16 protein-coding genes and 1 tRNA gene are annotated in these 20,897 nt (G+C 64.8%); all 17 read left to right on the forward strand.

The genetic code is table 11. The annotated features are described in order from the left end of the window. On the forward strand, positions 1-81 hold an 81-nt coding region (locus AC07NY_RS25845), incomplete at its 5' end, for an EF-Tu C-terminal domain-related protein (protein WP_082617441.1). A gap of 219 nt (positions 82-300) precedes the next feature. After that, on the forward strand, positions 301-1,419 hold the full coding sequence (locus tag AC07NY_RS25850) for a Gfo/Idh/MocA family protein (protein WP_494586089.1): 1,119 nt from the start codon (positions 301-303) through the stop codon (positions 1,417-1,419). A gap of 141 nt (positions 1,420-1,560) precedes the next feature. Next, on the forward strand, positions 1,561-2,460 hold the full coding sequence (locus AC07NY_RS25855) for a dihydrodipicolinate synthase family protein (protein ID WP_494586086.1): 900 nt from the start codon (positions 1,561-1,563) through the stop codon (positions 2,458-2,460). 61 nt (positions 2,461-2,521) lie between these two features. After that, positions 2,522-2,597, forward strand: a tRNA-Trp gene (locus AC07NY_RS25860). Positions 2,598-2,652: 55 nt separating this feature from the next. Further along, on the forward strand, positions 2,653-3,384 hold the full coding sequence (locus AC07NY_RS25865; protein ID WP_494586087.1) for a class I SAM-dependent methyltransferase: 732 nt from the start codon (positions 2,653-2,655) through the stop codon (positions 3,382-3,384). 164 nt (positions 3,385-3,548) lie between these two features. Then, on the forward strand, positions 3,549-3,743 hold the full coding sequence (gene secE, locus AC07NY_RS25870) for a preprotein translocase subunit SecE (protein ID WP_061966725.1): 195 nt from the start codon (positions 3,549-3,551) through the stop codon (positions 3,741-3,743). A gap of 14 nt (positions 3,744-3,757) precedes the next feature. Further along, entirely contained in the window at positions 3,758-4,291 is a 534-nt protein-coding gene (gene nusG, locus AC07NY_RS25875; RefSeq protein ID WP_047577926.1) for a transcription termination/antitermination protein NusG, read from the forward strand. A gap of 346 nt (positions 4,292-4,637) precedes the next feature. Then, positions 4,638-5,069 carry a 50S ribosomal protein L11 gene (gene rplK, locus AC07NY_RS25880; RefSeq protein ID WP_492288411.1) on the forward strand — a complete coding sequence of 144 codons (432 nt, stop codon included), beginning with the start codon at positions 4,638-4,640 and terminating at the stop codon, positions 5,067-5,069. Between the two features lie 13 nt (positions 5,070-5,082). Beyond that, positions 5,083-5,781 carry a 50S ribosomal protein L1 gene (gene rplA, locus AC07NY_RS25885; RefSeq protein ID WP_265059853.1) on the forward strand — a complete coding sequence of 233 codons (699 nt, stop codon included), beginning with the start codon at positions 5,083-5,085 and terminating at the stop codon, positions 5,779-5,781. Positions 5,782-6,297: 516 nt separating this feature from the next. Beyond that, positions 6,298-6,813: a 50S ribosomal protein L10 gene (gene rplJ, locus AC07NY_RS25890; protein ID WP_492288410.1), complete on the forward strand. Its 516-nt coding sequence runs from the start codon at positions 6,298-6,300 to the stop codon at positions 6,811-6,813. 48 nt (positions 6,814-6,861) lie between these two features. Further along, the gene (rplL, locus tag AC07NY_RS25895; protein ID WP_112580465.1) at positions 6,862-7,242 is read left to right on the forward strand and encodes a 50S ribosomal protein L7/L12; all 381 of its coding nucleotides are present in this window, start codon (positions 6,862-6,864) and stop codon (positions 7,240-7,242) included. Between the two features lie 255 nt (positions 7,243-7,497). Then, entirely contained in the window at positions 7,498-11,619 is a 4,122-nt protein-coding gene (gene rpoB / locus AC07NY_RS25900) for a DNA-directed RNA polymerase subunit beta (protein WP_492288409.1), read from the forward strand. Between the two features lie 109 nt (positions 11,620-11,728). Next, complete coding sequence (rpoC, locus tag AC07NY_RS25905; RefSeq protein ID WP_492288408.1) at positions 11,729-15,913, forward strand: DNA-directed RNA polymerase subunit beta'; 4,185 nt, start codon at positions 11,729-11,731, stop codon at positions 15,911-15,913. 140 nt (positions 15,914-16,053) lie between these two features. Next, positions 16,054-17,226 (forward strand): helix-turn-helix transcriptional regulator, encoded by a 1,173-nt coding sequence (locus AC07NY_RS25910; RefSeq protein WP_492288407.1) that lies wholly within the window; start codon positions 16,054-16,056, stop codon positions 17,224-17,226. 521 nt (positions 17,227-17,747) lie between these two features. Continuing rightward, the gene (gene rpsL / locus AC07NY_RS25915) at positions 17,748-18,119 is read left to right on the forward strand and encodes a 30S ribosomal protein S12 (protein WP_199085547.1); all 372 of its coding nucleotides are present in this window, start codon (positions 17,748-17,750) and stop codon (positions 18,117-18,119) included. Positions 18,120-18,189: 70 nt separating this feature from the next. Continuing rightward, on the forward strand, positions 18,190-18,660 hold the full coding sequence (rpsG, locus tag AC07NY_RS25920) for a 30S ribosomal protein S7 (protein WP_494586088.1): 471 nt from the start codon (positions 18,190-18,192) through the stop codon (positions 18,658-18,660). Between the two features lie 33 nt (positions 18,661-18,693). Then, positions 18,694-20,769 carry an elongation factor G gene (gene fusA, locus AC07NY_RS25925; protein ID WP_492288406.1) on the forward strand — a complete coding sequence of 692 codons (2,076 nt, stop codon included), beginning with the start codon at positions 18,694-18,696 and terminating at the stop codon, positions 20,767-20,769. Positions 20,770-20,897 lie beyond the last annotated feature (128 nt).

Below are 20,897 nucleotides of genomic sequence, written 5' to 3' on the forward strand. Positions count from 1 at the left end.
ATGGAAGAGAAGCTGCGCTTCGCCATCCGCGAAGGCGGTCGCACCGTCGGCGCCGGCGTCGTCGCCAGCATCATCGCCTGATCGACTGCACGCAGACTGATTTGGGAAAGGGCGGTGGCGACACCGCCCTTTTTCTTTGCCCGCAGCGTTCGCGGCTGGCTGACGAGCGCGTCGGAGTGGCTTGTTCAATAATCTGTGCACAGCTGTGCATGTTCGCGCCATGGCGTGCCGACAATCAGCCGGCTATCAGTTCGGCAACGTCGCCGTTTCGAGAGCGACTGCCGGGAGACGCCGATGACGATGGGAAAGCCAAGGCTGAGGATCGGCCTGATCGGCACGGGCTTCATGGGCAAGGCCCATGTCTTCGGCTTTGCCGCGGCGCAGCGGGTCTTCGACCTGCCTTTCGAGCTTGAGCTGCATACGGTCGCCGACCGGAATGAGACGCTTGCGGCAGCGGCGGCACGGACGCTCGGTTTCGCCCGCTCCAGCGGCGATTGGCGCAGCCTCATTGCCGATCCCGAAATCGACCTGATCGATATCACAGCGCCGAACGCCTTCCATCGCGAGATGGCGCTCGCGGCCATCGCGGCCGGCAAGCATGTCTATTGCGAGAAGCCGCTGGCGCCGACGGCGGCCGAGGCGCGCGAGATGGCCGATGCGGCGGCTGCCGCGACGATCAAGACACAGGTCGGCTTCAATTATCTCTGCAATCCGATGCTCGGGCTGGCGCGGGAGATGATTAGGGCCGGCGAAATCGGCGAGGTCAGAAGCTATCGCGGCATTCATGCCGAGGACTACATGGCCGATGCCGCGACGCCTTTCGGCTTCCGGCACGAGCCGGCCGGCGGCGGGGCGCTGGCCGATATCGGCAGCCATGCGCTGGCGACGGCCGAATTCCTGCTCGGACCGATCACAAAGGTGATGGGCGATTGCGTCACCGCCATTTCCAGCCGTCCGGACGGGCGGGGCGGGCAGCGCGCGGTCGAGGTCGATGACAGCGGCCGAGCCTTCCTGCGCTTCGCCAATGGCGCGAGCGGCAGCATCGAGGCGAGCTGGATCGCGACCGGGCGCAAGATGCAGCATGATTTCGAGGTCTACGGCACCAAGGGCGCGCTGCTCTTCACGCAGGAGCGCCTCAACGAACTGCATGTCTACAGCACGGCCGATGCCGCCGGACGGCGGGGCTTCCGCCGGATCGAGGCCGGGCCGGAGCATGAGCCCTATGGGCTGTTCTGCGTGGCGCCGGGCCATCAGCTCGGTTTCAACGACCTAAAGGCGATCGAGGTGGCGGGCTTCATGGAGGCGATCGCGGGTCTGCGGCCCGAGCCGTTCGATTTCCGGGCGGGAGAGCGCATCCAGATGCTGGTCGAGACGATCCAGGCCTCGGCGCGGGCAGGGCGCTGGCTCGACATCGCCTGATCCTGCGGATGGCGCAGGGCGCCCGCCTGCCGGGCGGGCTGGTCGCGGGAATGGCGGCTCTCTAGAAACGAGGGCAGGGCCGTCACCCGATCCGCGCCCTACGCGGACGCCCCGCAGAGCGGCCCAGGGGAGGTTCGTCTCATGGGTTTCGCGCCGCCGTTTCCGGGTATCCATTCGATCGTCTTCGCGCTGTTCGACGCGCATGAACGGCTCGACCGCGCGGCGATGCGCAAGCAGACGCAGATCAGCCTCGATCTCGACGTGCAGGGCATGGCGGCGCTGGGGCTCGCGACCGAAGTCTCGAAGCTCAGCTTCACCGAGCGCTGCACCGTGATGGAATGGATGGCGGAGGATGTGGCGGGCAGGAAGCCGCTCGCCTTCACGATCTTCGGCTCCTCGGTGGCGGAGCAGGCCGCGCTGGTGAAGGTTGCCGAGCAGAACGGTGCCGATTGGGTGATTCTCCAGCCGCCAATGGTAGGCAGCTTCGGGGCGGGCGAATACATCAATTTCTTCGGGCGCATCGCCGAGACGACCTCACTGCCGGTCGCGATCCAGAACGCGCCGGCCTATATGGGGCGCGGCCTTTCGGCGGAGGATATCCGCGAGCTGACCCGGCGCTATCCGAATATCAGCTTGATCAAGGGCGAGGGCTCGGTCGTCGAGATCGAGCGGCTGATCGCGGTCACCGAGGGCCGCTTGCCGATTCTCAACGGGCGCGGCGGGCTTGAGCTCATCGACAATTTCCGCGCCGGCTGCGCCGGCATGATCCTGGCGCCAGACACGATCGACTACGCGCTGCGCGCCTATGCCCGCTACAAGGCCGGCGACGAAGCCGGCGCCGATGCCGCCTATCGCGAGGTTCTGCCGGCGATCACCTTCATCATGCAGTCGATCGAGACGCTGCTTTGCTACGGCAAGCGCATCTTCGGCGCGCGCGCCGGCATCCCGATCCACGATCGCGGCCCGGCGCTCAGGCCGACCGAATTCGGGCTGAAGCTAGTCGAGCGCTATGCGCGCGAGCTCGGCTCTTACAGCAAATGAGGATGACCAGCGATTTCGACTTGAAATGCATCGCGCCTTGGGGCACATGACGCCCACCTGCAGGGGTATAGCTCAGTTGGTAGAGCGGCGGTCTCCAAAACCGCAGGTCGCGGGTTCGAGCCCTGCTGCCCCTGCCAGTCGTCCCGCTGGCGACTTGAAGCCCGGATGCCCAAGCAGGTTGGCGAGGCATCCATGACCCAGAACATCTACGACGACGAGACCTTCTTCGCGGGCTACAGCCAGCTGCCGCGGTCCGTCCATGGTCTGGACGGCGCTCCGGAATGGCCCGTGCTGCGCGGAATGCTACCCGAACTCGCTGGTAAGAGCGCTCTCGATCTCGGCTGCGGCTTCGGTTGGTTCTGCCGTTTCGCGGCGGGCGAGGGCGCTGCCAGCGTGCTCGGCGTCGACGTGTCCGAGAAGATGCTGGAGCGTGCGCGGCATGAGACGCCCGATTCCCGCGTGGCCTATGAGCGTGCCGATCTCGAAACCTATGCGCCGCCGGCGGCTGCCTTCGATCTCGCCTATAGCTCGCTTGCCTTCCACTACATCGAGGATCTTACCGCGCTGTTCGGGCGTGTGCATGCAGCGCTGAAGCCGGGCGGCAGCCTTGTCTGCTCGGTCGAACATCCGATCATGACCGCGCCGGTTCGGCAGGAATGGCTTGTCGATGCCGATGGCCGCGCGACCTGGCCGATCAACGGCTATCACGACGAGGGCAGGCGGGTGAGCAACTGGCTGGCAGAAGGGGTGGTCAAGCGCCATCGGACCATCGGCACCTATCTCGACCTGCTGCTCGGTGGGGGCTTTAGGCTGGACCGGCTGGTCGAATGGGCGCCGAGCCCGGAGCAGGTCGCGGCCGAGCCTGGATGGGCAAGGGAGCGTGAGCGGCCGTTCTTCCTGCTGATCGCGGCGAGCCGGGCCTGAGAGGAGGCCGAACCCGAAAGGGTCTTGGCTAAAGGCCGCAAGCGATGTAAGAGGCTTGCAACGACGGCGCGCAACCCTCCCCGGGTTCCGCGCCGCGAATGTTTCAGGACGGCCGAATCGGCACCGCAAGAGATCGCGGACCGGCTCGGAACCCGAGGTGGTTCATGGCGAAATCCAATCCCTTCCAGTTCCTGCAGGACGTGCGCTCCGAGGCGACCAAGGTCACCTGGCCGTCGCGCCGCGAGACGCTGATCACCACGGGCCTCGTGCTCGCCATGGTGGTCCTGTCCAGCCTGTTCTTCCTCTTCACCGACACCGTCATCCGCTGGGTGCTCGGCCTCGTCCTCGGCGCCCGTTGAACGGAATTACGAACGTGAGCACCCGCTGGTATATCGTCCACGCCTATTCGAACTTCGAGAACAAGGTCGCCCAGTCGATCCGCGACCAGGCCGCGCAGCGTAACCTCGCCGACAAGTTCGACGAGGTGCTGGTGCCGACCGAGAAGGTCGTCGAGGTTCGCCGCGGCCGCAAGGTCGACACCGAGCGCAAGTTCTTCCCCGGCTACGTCCTGGTGAAGTGCGAGATGACCGACGAGGTCTATCACCTCATCAAGAACACGCCGAAGGTCACCGGCTTCCTGGGCGCCGACAAGGCCAAGCCCATGCCGATCCCCGAGCATGAGGCGATGCGGATCAAGGGCCAGGTCGCCGAGGGCATCGAGCGGCCGAAGCCGACGATCGTTTTCGAGGTCGGCGAGCAGGTCAAGGTCGCGGACGGCCCCTTCGCTTCGTTCAACGGCGTCGTCGAGGATGTCGATCACGCCCGCGCCCGCCTCAAGGTCGCGGTCTCGATCTTCGGCCGCGCCACGCCGGTCGAGCTGGAATACAGCCAGGTCGAGAAGCTCTGAGGCTTTTCGTGCCGTTCCGGAGCCCTCATCCTGAGGAGCCGCTTCAGCGGCGTCTCAAAGGATGCTTCAGGAGGCTCCGGAATCATCTGGAACATCCTTCGAGACGCAAGCTCCGCTTGCTCCTCAGGATGAGGGCTGTGGTTCGCCATTAGCGAATCCACTTCCCTTCGGCGCTGCCTTATGTCATAGGGCGCGCCTCAACCGCGTGGGAGGCGTGCCGGTCGCCAGCCGGACTCAAGGCGCCGCACCACGCACTGCAACCACCCCGGCCCCGATGAAGAGCATCGGCAGGCGGGGTCGTCGTCGTTTCGAATAGGCATCGGAGCGGACGGCAGGAGCAGCCATCATGGCGAAGAAGATCACGGGCTACGTGAAGCTTCAGGTTCCGGCGGGCGCGGCCAATCCGTCGCCGCCGATCGGTCCGGCGCTGGGTCAGCGCGGCCTCAACATCATGGAATTCTGCAAGGCCTTCAACGCGAAGACCCAGCAGATGGAAAAGGGCATGCCGATCCCGGTGATCATCACCGCGTATGCCGATCGTTCCTTCACCTTCGAGATGAAGCAGCCGCCGGTCTCGTACTGGCTGAAGAAGGCTGCTGGCCTGACCGCGGGTTCGAAGACCCCGGGCAAGGGCGGCAACGTCGGCAAGGTCACCACTGCGCAGATCGCCGAGATCGCCGAGAAGAAGATGGCCGATCTCAACTGCGACACCGTCGAATCGGCTTCGGCCATGATCCGTGGCTCGGCCAGGTCCATGGGCCTGGAAGTCGTGGGCTGAGGGAGGCTGACCAATGGCACATGTCGGAAAGCGCGTCGTCAAGGGCCGTGAAGGCATTGACCGCACCAAGCTGTACTCGCTCGACCAGGCTGTCACGTTCATCAAGGAACGCGCCAACGCCAAGTTCGACGAGACTGTCGAGATCGCGATGAATCTCGGCGTCGATCCGCGTCACGCCGACCAGATGGTCCGCGGCGTCTGCAACCTGCCGAACGGTTCGGGCCGCACGCTGCGCGTCGCCGTCTTCGCCCGCGGCGCCAAGGCCGATGAGGCCAAGGCTGCGGGTGCCGACATCGTCGGCGCCGAGGAGCTGGTCGAGTCCGTCCAGAAGGGCGAGATCAACTTCGATCGCTGCATCGCGACCCCGGACATGATGGGTCTCGTCGGCCGTCTCGGTAAGGTTCTCGGCCCGCGCGGCCTGATGCCGAACCCGCGCGTCGGCACCGTCACCATGGACGTGACCGCCGCCGTCGCCGCCTCGAAGGGTGGTTCGGTGGAGTTCCGCGTCGAGAAGGCCGGTATCGTTCACGCCGCCGTCGGCAAGGCCTCGTTCTCGGCCGAGAAGCTCTCGGAGAACATCAAGGCTTTCGTCGACTCGGTCGCCAAGGCGAAGCCCGCCGGCGCCAAGGGCACCTACATCCAGCGCGTCGCCCTGTCGTCGACCATGGGCCCGGGCGTCAAGATCGAGCCGAACACCGTCATCGGTGGCTGACAAGCTTGAGGGAAGGGCGGCTGGCTGACCGGCCGCCCACCCGCTCTTGATTTCGTGAAGTCAAGAGCCTACTTGGCAGAAGCAGGCTAAAGCGTTATGACGCAGCCTGTTTCCATAAGTGAAGGGGCTCCAGCGTGCCTGGCACGAAGGGGTCTGTTTCGCGTTTTTCGGCGGTTTTCCGCTGAAGAATGGGTGATTTGAGCCGGGGAAAGTGATTTCCGAGGCATGGAATCATCCAGTCCTGTCTGAGACTGCAGGTGCCTTCCCGGTTCGTCCGGGAGCATAATTTCGCCAAGAGGCCTGCATAGACGGTGCAAGAGCTTAGTCCCGGATCGCGAGATCCGGAAAAGACGGTTCGAACCATCTCGCCCGATCGCGGCCCCTCGTGGGTTCGGGAGCGGGGACAGGGCACCAAGCGTCGCTTTGCGGGGCGCCGGTGTCAACCGGGGTTTCGGGAAGCGGCATTTGCAACCGGCGGCCAGCCCTCAAGGCTTGTCGCCTACCGGAGAGAGCCCAGTGGATAAAGCGGCAAAGAAAGATGCCGTCGCGTCGCTGAACGATGTGTTTGCGAACACGTCGGTCGTCGTCGTGGCCCACTATGCGGGTTTGACCGTGGCCCAGTTCCAGAAGCTTCGTCGCGAGATGAAGGCGAATGGCGCCACTGTTAAGGTCGCAAAGAACCGCTTGGCCAAGATCGCTCTTGAAGGCACCGACGTCGCGTCCATCAGCAAGTTGCTGACGGGTCCCACCCTGATCGCTTATTCAAACGATCCGGTCGCGGCGCCGAAGGTCGCCACCGCTTTCGCCAAGGAAAACGACAAGCTCGTCATCCTGGGCGGCGCGATGGGCACGACCGCCCTGAACCCCGATGGTGTCAAGGCCCTGGCCACGATGCCCTCGCTCGACGAAATGCGCGCCAAGCTCATCGGCCTTATCCAGGCCCCGGCTACGAAGCTCGCGCAGCTCACGAACGCGCCCGCCGGCAAGCTGGCTCGCGTGGTTCAGGCTTACGCCGACAAGAATGCGGCTTGATAGCCAGCAACCCTTATCGTTCGAACCTCTTAAGACAGGAAGTTAAACATGGCCGATCTCGCCAAGCTCGTCGACGAGCTGTCGTCGCTCACCGTTCTCGAGGCCGCTGACCTCGCCAAGATGCTCGAAGAGAAGTGGGGCGTTTCCGCCGCCGCCGCCGTCGCTGTTGCGGCTGGTCCGGCTGCTGGCGGTGGCGCTGCCGCCGCTGCTGAAGAGCAGACCGAGTTCACCGTTGTCCTGGCTTCGGCCGGCGACAAGAAGATCGAGGTGATCAAGGAAGTCCGCGCCATCACCGGCCTGGGCCTCAAGGAAGCCAAGGACCTGGTCGAAGGCGCTCCGAAGCCGGTCAAGGAGTCGGTTGGCAAGGACGAGGCCGAGAAGCTCAAGAAGCAGCTCGAGGCCGTCGGCGCCAAGGTCGAGCTCAAGTGAGCTTGGGCCGGCTGATGCCGGTCCGACCGTAGTCACTATCGACAGTCCCGGGGCGCTTAACGCCTCCGGGGCTGTTGCGTCGTTTCCGCGCAAGTGCGCGGGAGTTGTTGCTGGAGCCTGCTGCAACCGTGCGGTGCGGCTTCAACTGAAATGCAGGTCGGCGCGATGCGGCGCCGAACGGCTCACCCGGCGGCCTGCCGCCTTCGACCGCCCGGACCTCCGGGTGAGCCGTCCGAAGAGATTGCGAGGAACAACATGGTCAATTCGCTCCAGGGTCGCAGGCGCGTCCGCAAGTTCTTCGGCAAACTCAAGGAAGTGGCTGAGATGCCGAACCTCATCGAGGTTCAGAAGGCGTCCTATGACCAGTTCCTGATGGTCGACGAGCCCAAGGGCGGCCGCGCCGACGAGGGCCTCCAGTCCGTCTTCAAGTCCGTCTTCCCGATCGGCGATTTCTCCGGCGCCTCGCTGCTGGAGTTCGTGAAGTACACCTTCGAGCCGCCGAAATACGACGTCGACGAGTGCCGCCAGCGCGGCATGACCTTCTCGGCGCCGCTCAAGGTGACGCTGCGCCTGATCGTGTTCGATATCGATCCGGACACCCAGGCCAAGTCCGTCAAGGACATCAAGGAGCAGGATGTCTACATGGGCGACATGCCGCTCATGACCGACAACGGCACCTTCATCGTCAACGGCACCGAGCGCGTCATCGTCTCGCAGATGCACCGTTCGCCGGGCGTGTTCTTCGATCACGACAAGGGCAAGACCCATTCCTCGGGCAAGCTGCTCTTCGCCGCGCGCATCATCCCCTATCGCGGTTCCTGGCTCGACATCGAGTTCGACGCCAAGGACATCGTCTATGCCCGTATCGACCGGAAGCGTAAGATCCCGGTCACCTCGCTGCTGTTCGCGCTCGGCATGGACGGCGAGGAGATCCTCAACCGCTTCTACAAGCACATCACCTACGCCAAGGACGCCAAGGGCTGGCGCGTTCCCTACGACGCGGAGCGCATGAAGGGCTTCAAGGCCTCCGAGGACCTGATCGACGCCGATACCGGTGAGGTCGTGGTCGAGGCCGGCAAGAAGCTCGTCGCCCGCACGGCCCGCCAGCTGGCCGAGAAGGGCCTGAAGTTCCTGCGCGCGCAGGACGAGGACCTGTACACCCAGTACATCGCCGAGGACCTGGTCAACCCGGCGACGGGCGAGGTCTATGCCGAGGCCGGCGAGGAAATCACCGAGAAGCTCCTGAAGCAGCTCGTCGATGACGGCTTCGACGAGATCCCGGTGCTCGACATCGACCACATCACGGTCGGCCCCTATATCCGCAACACGCTGAACGTCGACAAGAACTCGCGCCGCGAGGAAGCCCTGTTCGACATCTACCGCGTGATGCGCCCGGGCGAGCCGCCGACCCTCGAGACGGCTGAGAACATGTTCCAGTCGCTGTTCTTCGACGCCGAGCGCTACGACCTTTCGGCCGTGGGCCGCGTCAAGATGAACATGCGCCTCGACCTCGACGCCGAGGACACCGTGCGCATCCTGCGCAAGGAAGACATCTTCGCGGTCGTCAAGGCGCTGGTCGACCTGCGCGACGGCAAGGGCGAGATCGACGACATCGACCATCTCGGCAACCGCCGCGTGCGCTCGGTCGGCGAGCTCATGGAGAACCAGTACCGTCTGGGCCTGCTCCGCATGGAGCGCGCCATCAAGGAGCGCATGTCCTCGGTCGATATCGACACGGTCATGCCGCAGGACCTGATCAACGCGAAGCCGGCGGCCGCCGCCGTGCGCGAGTTCTTCGGCTCGTCGCAGCTCTCGCAGTTCATGGACCAGACCAACCCGCTCTCGGAAGTCACCCACAAGCGCCGTCTCTCGGCGCTTGGCCCGGGCGGCCTGACCCGCGAGCGCGCCGGCTTCGAGGTGCGCGACGTGCACCCGACGCATTATGGCCGCATCTGCCCGATCGAGACGCCGGAAGGCCCGAATATCGGCCTGATCAACTCGCTCGCCACCTTCGCGCGGGTGAACAAGTACGGCTTCATCGAGAGCCCGTATCGCCGCATCCGTGACGGCAAGGTCACGAACGAGGTGATCTATCTCTCGGCGATGGAAGAGGCGAAGTACAACGTCGCCCAGGCGAATGCCGCCGTCGATGCCGAAGGCCGCCTGACGGACGACCTGATCGTCTGCCGCCGCGCCGGCGAAGTCATCGTCACCCCGGTCGACAAGGTCGACTTCCAGGACGTGTCGCCGAAGCAGCTCGTCTCCGTCGCCGCGGCGCTGATCCCGTTCCTTGAGAACGACGACGCGAACCGCGCGCTGATGGGCTCGAACATGCAGCGCCAGGCGGTGCCGCTGGTTCGCGCCGACGCGCCCTTCGTCGGCACCGGCATGGAAGCCGTCGTCGCCCGTGACTCGGGTGCTGCGATCGCGGCTCGCCGCGGCGGTATCGTCGACCAGGTCGACGCGACCCGTATCGTCATCCGCGCTTCGGACGAGATGGACCCGACGAAGCCGGGCGTCGACATCTACCGGCTGCAGAAGTTCCAGCGCTCCAACCAGTCGACCTGCATCACGCAGCGTCCGCTGGTCCGCGTCGGCGACATCGTCAAGAAGGGCGACATCGTCGCCGACGGCCCGTCGACGGAGTTCGGCGAGCTGGCGCTCGGCCGGAACGTGCTCGTCGCGTTCATGCCGTGGAACGGCTACAACTTCGAGGACTCGATCCTTCTCTCCGAGAACATCGTGGCCCAGGACGTCTTCACCTCGATCCATATCGAGGAGTTCGAGGTCATGGCCCGCGACACCAAGCTCGGCCCGGAGGAAATCACGCGCGACATTCCGAACGTTTCGGAAGAGGCGCTGAAGAACCTCGACGAAGCCGGCATCGTCTATATCGGCGCTGAGGTTGCGGCGGGCGACATCCTCGTCGGCAAGATCACGCCGAAGGGCGAGAGCCCGATGACCCCGGAAGAGAAGCTGCTGCGCGCCATCTTCGGCGAGAAGGCTTCGGACGTGCGCGACACCTCGCTGCGGGTTCCGCCCGGCGTGCAGGGCACGATCGTCGAGGTCCGCGTGTTCAATCGCCATGGCGTCGACAAGGACGAGCGCGCCCAGGCGATCGAGCGCGAGGAAATCGAGCGTCTCGCCAAGGACCGTGACGACGAGCAGGCGATCCTGGACCGCAACACCTTCGCGCGTCTGGCCGAGATCCTGACCGGCAAGACCGGCCTCGCCGGCCCGAAGGGCTTCAAGAAGGACACGGTCATCACCCGCGAGGTGATGAGCGAGTTCCCGCGTTCGCAGTGGTGGCTGTTCGCGACCGCCGAAGACTCGCTGATGACCGAGATCGAGGCGATGCGGAAGCAGTACGACGAGTCGAAGAAGCGCCTTGAGCAGCGCTTCCTCGACAAGGTCGAGAAGCTGCAGCGTGGCGACGAATTGCCTCCGGGCGTGATGAAGATGGTCAAGGTCTTCGTCGCGGTGAAGCGCAAGATCCAGCCGGGCGACAAGATGGCCGGCCGCCACGGCAACAAGGGCGTGGTCTCGCGCATCGTGCCGGTGGAGGACATGCCGTTCCTTGAGGACGGCACCCATGCCGACATCGTGCTGAACCCGCTCGGCGTGCCCTCGCGCATGAACGTCGGACAGATCCTGGAGACCCATCTGGGCTGGGCGGCTGCGGGCCTCGGCAAGCAGATCGGCAAGGCGCTCGATGCCTACAAGAAGTCGAGCGACTTCAAGGCGCTGAAGGCCGAGTTCGATGCCGTCTACGAGGACAACGAGATCATCGCCTCGATGGACGAGGCCGAGCTCGTCGAGATGGGCCAGAACCTGCGTCGCGGCGTTCCCGTCGCGACCCCGGTCTTCAACGGCGCCAAGGAAGCCGATATCGAGCGTCTGCTGGAGCAGGCCGGCCTGCATAGCTCTGGTCAGTCGACCCTCTATGACGGCCGCACGGGTGAGCCTTTCGACCGCAAGGTGACGATGGGCTACATCTACATGCTCAAGCTGCACCACCTGGTCGACGACAAGATCCACGCCCGTTCGATCGGTCCGTATTCGCTCGTCACCCAGCAGCCGCTGGGCGGCAAGGCGCAGTTCGGCGGTCAGCGCTTCGGCGAAATGGAGGTCTGGGCGCTCGAAGCCTACGGTGCCGCCTACACCCTGCAGGAAATGCTGACGGTGAAGTCGGACGACGTCGCGGGCCGCACCAAGGTCTACGAGTCGATCGTGCGCGGCGAGGACAACTTCGAAGCGGGCATTCCGGAGAGCTTCAACGTTCTCGTGAAGGAAATGCGCTCGCTCGGCCTCAATGTCGAGCTGATCAACAACAAGGTGAAGCCGGGCGAGTTGCCGCCGGCCGAAGCGGCCGAATAAGCCGTTAACCAAACCTTGGGTACATGCCGGCGGCGCTGAGGCCGCCGGCCACGGATTTCAGAAGCCGGGCAGGGTGGCCTTCGTCCCCGCCGGCTAGAGGAGACAGGCGATGAAGCAAGAGGTCATGAACCTTTTCGGCCAGCAGCCGGTCCAGCAGGCCTTCGACGCGATCAAGATTTCGATCGCGAGCCCGGAGAAGATCCTGTCCTGGTCCTATGGCGAGATCAAAAAGCCGGAGACCATCAACTACCGTACGTTCAAGCCGGAGCGTGACGGCCTGTTCTGCGCGCGCATCTTCGGGCCGATCAAGGACTACGAGTGCCTGTGCGGCAAGTACAAGCGCATGAAGTTCAAGGGCGTCATCTGCGAAAAGTGCGGCGTCGAAGTCACGCTCGCCCGCGTCCGGCGCGAGCGCATGGGCCATATCGAGCTCGCCGCCCCGGTCGCGCATATCTGGTTCCTGAAGTCGCTGCCCTCGCGCATCGGCCTCCTGATGGATATGCCGCTCAAGGACCTGGAGCGCATCCTCTATTTCGAAAGCTATGTCGTCATCGAGCCGGGCCTGACCCCGCTCAAGGACCGTCAGCTGCTGTCGGAAGAAGAATACGTCCGGGCTCAGGAAGAGTACGGCGCGGATACCTTCACCGCCATGATCGGCGCGGAAGCCATCCGCGAGATGCTGCGCGCGCTCGACCTCGACCAGATCAACGCCGATCTCAAGCATGAGATCGCGACGACGACGTCGGAGCTGAAGCCCAAGAAGCTGATGAAGCGCCTCAAGATCATCGAGGCCTTCCAGGAGTCGGGCAACAAGCCGGAATGGATGGTGATGACCCAGATTCCGGTCATCCCGCCGGATCTGCGCCCGCTCGTCCCGCTCGACGGCGGCCGCTTCGCGACCTCGGACCTGAACGACCTCTATCGCCGCGTCATCAACCGCAACAACCGCCTGAAGCGCCTGATCGAGCTGCGCGCGCCGGACATCATCATCCGCAACGAGAAGCGGATGCTGCAGGAGTCCGTCGATGCCCTGTTCGACAACGGCCGCCGCGGCCGCGTCATCACGGGTGCCAACAAGCGCCCGCTGAAGTCGCTCGCCGACATGCTGAAGGGCAAGCAGGGCCGCTTCCGCCAGAACCTGCTCGGCAAGCGCGTCGACTATTCGGGCCGTTCGGTCATCGTCGTCGGCCCCGAGATGAAGCTGCACCAGTGCGGCCTGCCGAAGAAGATGGCGCTCGAGCTGTTCAAGCCGTTCATCTATGCGCGCCTCGACGCCAAGGGCTACTCGACCACGGTCAAGCAGGCCAAGAAGCTCGTCGAGAAGGAGAAGCCGGAGGTCTGGGATATCCTGGACGAGGTCATCCGCGAGCATCCGGTGATGCTGAACCGCGCGCCGACGCTGCACCGCTTGGGCATCCAGGCCTTCGAGCCCGTGCTGATCGAGGGCAAGGCGATCCAGCTGCACCCGCTGGTCTGCGCCGCCTTCAACGCGGATTTCGACGGCGACCAGATGGCCGTGCACGTCCCGCTGTCGCTCGAAGCGCAGCTGGAAGCGCGCGTGCTGATGATGTCGACCAACAACATCCTGCACCCGGCGAACGGCATGCCGATCATCGTGCCGTCGCAGGACATCGTGCTCGGCCTCTACTATCTCTCGATCATCTCGGATGGCGAGCCGGGCCAGGGCAAGATCTTCGGCGATTTCGGCGAGCTCGAATACGCGCTGCACGAGAAGGTCGTGACGCTGCATTCGAAGATCAAGTATCGCTGGACCGGCGTCGGCCATGACGGCAAGCCGTACACGAAGATCTACGACACCACGCCGGGCCGCGTGATCCTCTCGACCGCGCTGCCGGAGCACCCGGCCGTGTCCTTCGACGTCGTCAACAAGCTGATGACGAAGAAGGAGATCTCCGGAATGATCGATGCCGTGTATCGCGGCTGCGGTCAGAAGGAATCGGTGATCTTCTGCGACCGCGTCATGGGGCTGGGCTTCAAGCACGCCTTCAAGGCCGGCATCTCCTTCGGCAAGGACGACATGGTCGTGCCGGAGAACAAGTGGGAGATCGTCGACACGACCCGCGCGCTCGCCAAGGATTACGAGCAGCAGTACCAGGACGGCCTGATCACCCAGGGCGAGAAGTACAACAAGGTCGTCGACGCCTGGGCGAAGTGCTCCGACAAGCTCGCTCAGGAGATGATGGCCCGCATCTCGACCGTCCAGAAGGACGAGACCGGCCGCGACAAGCAGATCAACTCGATCTACATGATGTCGCACTCGGGCGCCCGTGGTTCGCCGGCGCAGATGCGCCAGCTCGCCGCCATGCGCGGCCTGATGGCCAAGCCGTCGGGCGAGATCATCGAGTCGCCGATCATCTCGAACTTCAAGGAAGGCCTCGACGTTCTCGAGTACTTCAACTCGACCCACGGCGCCCGCAAGGGTCTCGCCGATACGGCGCTCAAGACGGCCAACTCCGGCTATCTCACCCGCCGTCTCGTCGACGTGGCGCAGGACGCGATCATCTCCGAGACGGATTGCGGCTCGGATAACGGCATCAAGATGCGCGCCATCGTCGATGCCGGCCAGGTCGTGGCTTCGCTCGGCATGCGCATCCTGGGTCGCGCGACAGCCGAGGACATCGTCGACGTCGAAGGCAAGATCGTCGTCGCCAAGGGCGTGGTGATCGAGGAAAGCGACATCGCCAAGATCAACGCCGCCGGCGTCCAGGAGGTGAAGATACGTTCGGTTCTCACCTGCGAGACCAAGAACGGCGTCTGCGCCACCTGCTACGGTCGCGACCTCGCTCGCGGCACGCCCGTCAACATGGGCGAGGCCGTCGGCGTCATCGCGGCGCAGTCGATCGGCGAGCCGGGCACGCAGCTCACCATGCGTACCTTCCACATCGGCGGCGCGGCCACCATCGCCGACCAGTCCTTCGTCGAGTCGAACTTCGAAGGCACGGTCAAGATGCGCAACCGCAACGTCGCGCGGAACTCGGACGGCGACCTGATCGCCATGGCGCGCAACATCGCCATCGTGATCGTCGGTCCGGACGGCGCCGAGCGCGCGGTCCATCGCGTCCAGTTCGGCTCGAAGCTTCGCGTGGACGAGGGCGACAAGGTCAAGCGCGGCCAGCGCCTGATCGAGTGGGATCCCTATTCCCGCCCGATCCTCGCGGAAGTGGACGGCAAGGTCGGCTACGAGGACCTCGTGGACGGCATGTCGATCACCGAGACGACCGACGAGGCGACCGGCATCTCCAAGCGCGTCGTCATCGACTGGCGCGGCTCGGCCCGTACGGCCGATCTCAAGCCGGCGATGGTGATCTACGGCGCCGACGGGAAGGTCGCGAAGCTCGCCCGCGGTGGCGAAGCCCGCTACATCCTGCCGGTCGACGGCATCATCTCGGTGGAGCCGGGCCATTCGATCAAGGCCGGCGACGTGCTCGCCCGTGTCTCGACCGACTCGGCCAAGACCCGCGACATCACCGGCGGTCTGCCGCGCGTCGCGGAGCTGTTCGAGGCGCGTCGTCCGAAGGATGCGGCGATCATCGCCGAGAAGTCGGGCGTGATCGGCTTCGGCAAGGACTACAAGAACAAGCGTCGCGTCACGCTGACGCCGCATGATGGTTCCGACGGGGTCGAGTACCTGATCCCGAAGGGCAAGCACATCCATCTCCAGGAAGGCGATGTCGTGGAGGTCGGCGACTACATCCTCGACGGCAACCCGGCCCCGCACGACATCCTGGCGATCAAGGGCGTCGAGGAGCTGGCGGCTTATCTGGTCAACGAAATCCAGGAGGTCTATCGCCTCCAGGGCGTGACCATCAACGACAAGCACATCGAGGTCATCGTCCGGCAGATGCTGCAGAAGGTCGAGATCACCGAGTCCGGCGACAGCGACATCCTGACCGGCGACCAGGTCGATCGGATCGAGCTGGAAGAGGTCAACGCGAAGCTGCGCGAAGAGGGCAAGAAGCCGGCATCCGGCGTCCCCGTCCTGCTCGGCATCACCAAGGCCTCGCTGCAGACCCGCTCCTTCATCTCGGCTGCGTCCTTCCAGGAGACCACCCGCGTCCTCACCGAGGCGGCGGTCAACGGCAAGTCGGACATGCTCGAAGGCCTCAAGGAGAACGTCATCGTCGGCTCGCTCATCCCGGCCGGCACCGGCGCCCAGGTCGCCCGCATCAAGCAGGTGGCCACGCGTCGCGACGATCTCATCGTCGGCCAGAAGGCGGATGCGGCGGCCAAGGCCGCCAAGGCAGCCGCTGCGGTGCTCCCGGCTGCCGAATAAGCAGCCGGCGAAAGCCTTATGCTCTCAAACGGCCGCCTTCGGGCGGCCGTTTTCTTTTTGGGGCACGGCATTTCATCGCAGCCCGCGCACGCTTGACGCAGCCTCGGCGCCAACGCCTAAGGTTCAGGGGGGAGGGCGCCATGAGCTGGGCAGAAAAGCAGAAGGTTCCGGATACGCGCGACCGCGAGCCGTCGTCCGGCTTTGTCGCTGCGGTCGAGGCGATCTACGATGCTGCGCCGGCACCCGAACGCTGGCCCGCTGCCTTGCAGGTGATCGCCGATTCCTTCGGCGATGTCGGCGCCCATTTGATCTACCAGCGCGAAGATGGCGCCTATGGCACGATCTGCTCGCCCGGACTGGAGGCGGCCCAGCGGGATTACGATGCCGGCGAGTGGTGGCGCCACGATGTCCGCTTCTCGCGCTCGCTCGAATGCGGGGCGATCGCGCGTTCCGACACCATTTCGGATCGCGACATCGCGACGCCCGAGGAAATGAAGGTCCTGCCTTTCTATGCGCAGTTCCTGCGCTCGCACGGGCTTGGCTGGTTCGGCGGCGTCGGGATTTCGCCGGACCCACGGGTCGGGGTCGCCCTGGCTGTCCAGCGTGCAACGGACAAGGAGCCATGGTCCGATGCCGAGCTCGAAACGCTGAGCCGGCTCGGCCGCCATGTCGAGAATGCGCTGCGGCTCGGCATCCGGCTGATCAATGCCGAAGCTTCGCAGCATGCGCTTGCCGATGCGCTGACGCGGCTCGGCGTCGGCGTCTTCCTGCTCGCGGGCGACGGGCGGGTGCTCTTCGCCAACCCTGCCGGGCAGATGCTCGCCGGCGACGGCCTGCTCGTCAGTCAGGGTAGGCTGACGGCGCGCGGCGAGGAGCCGCGCGAAGCATTGCGGGCCCGCATCACTGAAGCAGCCTTCGGTGATGCCATTCTGCTGAATGCGCCGCGACCGGTCATCGTGCAGGACCGGCAGCGCGACGGCTTCCTGGCCGTGCATGTCATTCCGGTGCGGGCGGCGGAGCGTGGCGCCGTCGAGGCGTTGCTCGCCGATGTCGTGGCGATCGCGGTCGTTACGAGCTCGCAGGTGGACGGCCCGGCCGATCCGGCGCTCGTTCGCGACCTGCTTGGCCTGACACTCGCCGAAGCGCGATTGACCGCACTGGTCGGGGTGGGGCTGGCCCCACGCGAAGCGGGCGAGCGCCTTGGAATCACCGAGGAGACGGCGCGCACTACCTTGAAGCGGGTTTTCCAGAAGACCGGCGTGACACGGCAGAGTGAGCTCTCGGCGCTTCTGGCTCGAATGGCGGTTCGCTAGGGCAGGGCGCTCTGGCTGCTGTTCCCGGGACGGCTTCGCCCCGGCCGATGATTCTCTCCTGGGGATCGTACCGCGGCCTCATCCAAGGGAGCTTTACGCTCTGTTTACGGCGGCTATGCTGTCGATCGGCGCGCGGCATGCGATCGTAGCCGGTTCGGAGCCGCCATTCGCCCAGTGGGTGGCGGAAATGCAGGCCTAAACCGGCCTGGAACCTGAATCCGGGGTTGACGCGAATCTCCGCGTGAGTCATAAGCGCGCCACTGTCGACGGCTGTCGGACACGTTTGTCGCTTGCGCTTCGTTCGCAAGCGAGTTTCGCGACCGAAACTCCGTCGGAATTCCAGCGTCGATTGACGACATGGCAGGATGCATGAACGCGGGTTTTCCGTGTTCCTCTGCTGGCGAACGCGCCTGAGGCCCCTGAAAGGGCGCCGATGGCGCGGCTTCGTTTATGTCATGGCTTTGCTCGGCCTGGGAGATTGACCAGGAATTTCCAAACGCTCAGTGGGGCGAGAGGCCAGAATGCCGACAATCAGCCAGCTCATCCGCAAGTCGCGGTCGCCCGTGAAGGCGCGTAACACCGCCCCGGCGCTTGAGAATTGCCCGCAGAAGCGCGGCGTTTGCACGCGCGTCTATACGACGACCCCGAAGAAGCCGAACTCGGCGCTCCGCAAGGTTGCGAAGGTTCGCCTGACCAACGGCTTCGAGGTGATCGGCTACATTCCGGGTGAGGGTCACAACCTCCAGGAGCACTCTGTCGTCATGATCCGTGGCGGCCGCGTGAAGGATCTTCCCGGCGTGCGCTATCACATCCTGCGCGGTGTGCTCGACACGCAGGGCGTCAAGAACCGCAAGCAGCGCCGTTCGAAGTACGGCGCCAAGCGTCCCAAGTAATTTCGGCCCGACCGGCCGGGCGACCCGCCTGAGCCGGTTCGCCGCGTTGAAGATTTACGGAGACTAGACGATGTCCCGCCGCCACAGTGCCGAAAAGCGCGAAGTTATCCCGGACCCGAAGTTCGGCGATATCGTCGTGACCAAGTTCATGAACTCGGTCATGTACGAAGGTAAGAAGTCGACCGCCGAGCGGATCGTCTACGGTGCCTTCGACATCATCGAGACCAAGACCAAGAGCGAGCCGCTCGGCGTCTTCAAGTCGGCGCTCGAGAACGTCGCTCCGGCGATCGAGGTTCGTTCGCGTCGTGTCGGTGGCGCGACCTATCAGGTTCCGGTCGAAGTCCGCACCGAGCGTCGCCAGGCTCTCGCCATTCGCTGGCTGATCGCCGCCGCTCGCGGCCGCAATGACAAGACCATGGTTGAGCGCCTGTCGGCCGAGCTGATGGACGCCGCCAACAACCGCGGCAACGCGGTCAAGAAGCGCGAAGACACGCACCGGATGGCGGAAGCCAACCGCGCCTTCTCGCACTACCGCTGGTAAGCGGCGCGCTGACCCGAGACATAGAGCACGATCATGGCCCGTTCCCATCCCATCGACCGTTATCGCAACTTCGGCATCATGGCCCACATTGATGCCGGCAAGACGACGACGACCGAGCGCATCCTCTACTATACCGGCAAGTCCCATAAGATCGGCGAAGTCCATGACGGCGCCGCGACCATGGACTGGATGACGCAGGAGCAGGAGCGTGGCATCACGATCACCTCGGCTGCGACGACCTGCTTCTGGCAAGACAACCGCCTGAACATCATCGACACCCCCGGCCACGTCGACTTCACCATCGAAGTCGAGCGTTCGCTGCGCGTGCTCGACGGCGCCGTCTGCGTTCTCGACGGCAACCAGGGCGTCGAGCCCCAGACCGAGACCGTCTGGCGCCAGGCCGACAAGTACGACGTTCCGCGTATCGTGTTCGTCAACAAGATGGACAAGATCGGCGCCGATTTCTATCGCTGCGTCCAGGACATCATCGACCGCGTTGCCGGCAAGCCCGTCTGCCTGCAGATTCCGATTGGTTCGGAAGCCGCTTTCGCCGGTGTGATCGACCTCATCAAGATGAAGGCGATCGTCTGGAACGGCGAGGCGCTCGGCGCTTCGTTCGAGGAGCAGGACATCCCGGCTGACCTCGCCGACAAGGCTGCCGAGTATCGCAACAAGCTCGTCGAGGCCGCCGTCGAGATGGACGACGCCGCGATGGAGGCTTACCTCGAGGGCACCGAGCCGGATGCCGCGACGCTGCGCAAGCTCGTCCGCACGGCCGTGCAGCGCCGCGCGTTCCACCCGGTTCTCTGCGGCTCGGCCTTCAAGAACAAGGGCGTGCAGCCCCTGCTCGACGCCGTCGTCGACTTCCTGCCGTCGCCGGTCGATCGTGGCGCGGTCGAAGGCATCGACTTCAAGACGGAAGAGCCGACCACCCGCAACCCGACCGATGCCGATCCGTTCGCGATGCTCGCGTTCAAGATCATGGACGACCCCTTCGTCGGCACCATCACCTTCTGCCGCATCTACTCGGGCAAGGTCGAAGCTGGCCAGGGCGTCATCAACTCGACCCGTGACAAGAAAGAGCGCGTCGGCCGCATGCTGCTGATGCATGCGAACAACCGCGAGGACATCAAGGAGGCTTATGCCGGCGACATCGTCGCCCTGGCCGGCCTGAAGGACGTCCGCACCGGCGACACGCTCTGCGACCCGACCAACGCGGTCATCCTGGAGCGCATGGAGTTCCCCGAGCCGGTCATCACGATCGCGATCGAGCCGAAGTCCAAGGCCGACCAGGAGAAGCTGGGCCTCGCCCTGTCGAAGCTCGCGAACGAGGATCCGTCCTTCCGCGTGTCGACCGACCAGGAGAGCGGCCAGACCATCCTGAAGGGCATGGGCGAGCTCCATCTCGACATCAAGGTCGACATCCTGAAGCGCACCTACAAGGTCGACGCCAATATCGGCGCGCCGCAGGTTGCGTATCGCGAGACGCTGACCAAGAAGGCCGAGATCGACTACACCCACAAGAAGCAGACTGGCGGTACGGGCCAGTTCGCCCGCGTCAAGCTCGTCATCGAGCCGAACGAGACCGGCAAGGGCTTCGAGTTCGAGTCGAAGGTCGTCGGCGGTTCGGTGCCCAAGGAGTACATCCCGGGCGTCGAAAAGGGCCTGAACTCGGTCATCGGCTCGGGCGTGCTCGCCGGCTTCCCGGTCGTGGACGTCAAGGTCACGCTGATCGACGGCGCCTTCCACGAAGTCGACTCGTCGGCGCTCGCCTTCGAAATCGCCTCGCGTGCGGCTCTTCGTGAAGGTCTGCAGAAGGGCGGCTCCGTGCTGCTCGAGCCGATCATGAAGGTCGAGGTCGTGACCCCGGAAGACTATACCGGCTCGGTCATCGGCGACCTGAACTCGCGTCGTGGCCAGATCCAGGGCCAGGACATGCGCGGCAACGCCGTCGTGATCAACGCGATGGTTCCGCTGGCGAACATGTTCGGCTATGTGAACCAGCTTCGCTCGTTCTCGCAGGGCCGTGCCAACTACACGATGCAGTTCGACCACTATGAGCAGGTGCCGTCGGCGGTGGCCGCCGAGGTCCAGGCCAAGTACGCCTGAACCCCGCACCGAACCGACTGACCATTTGAACAAGATCTGACGGAGGCTACGATGGCCAAAGAGAAGTTTTCGCGGAACAAGCCGCACTGCAACATTGGAACGATTGGTCACGTTGACCATGGCAAGAC

This window comes from Allobosea sp. GW821-FHT09G06, from assembly GCF_059416005.1.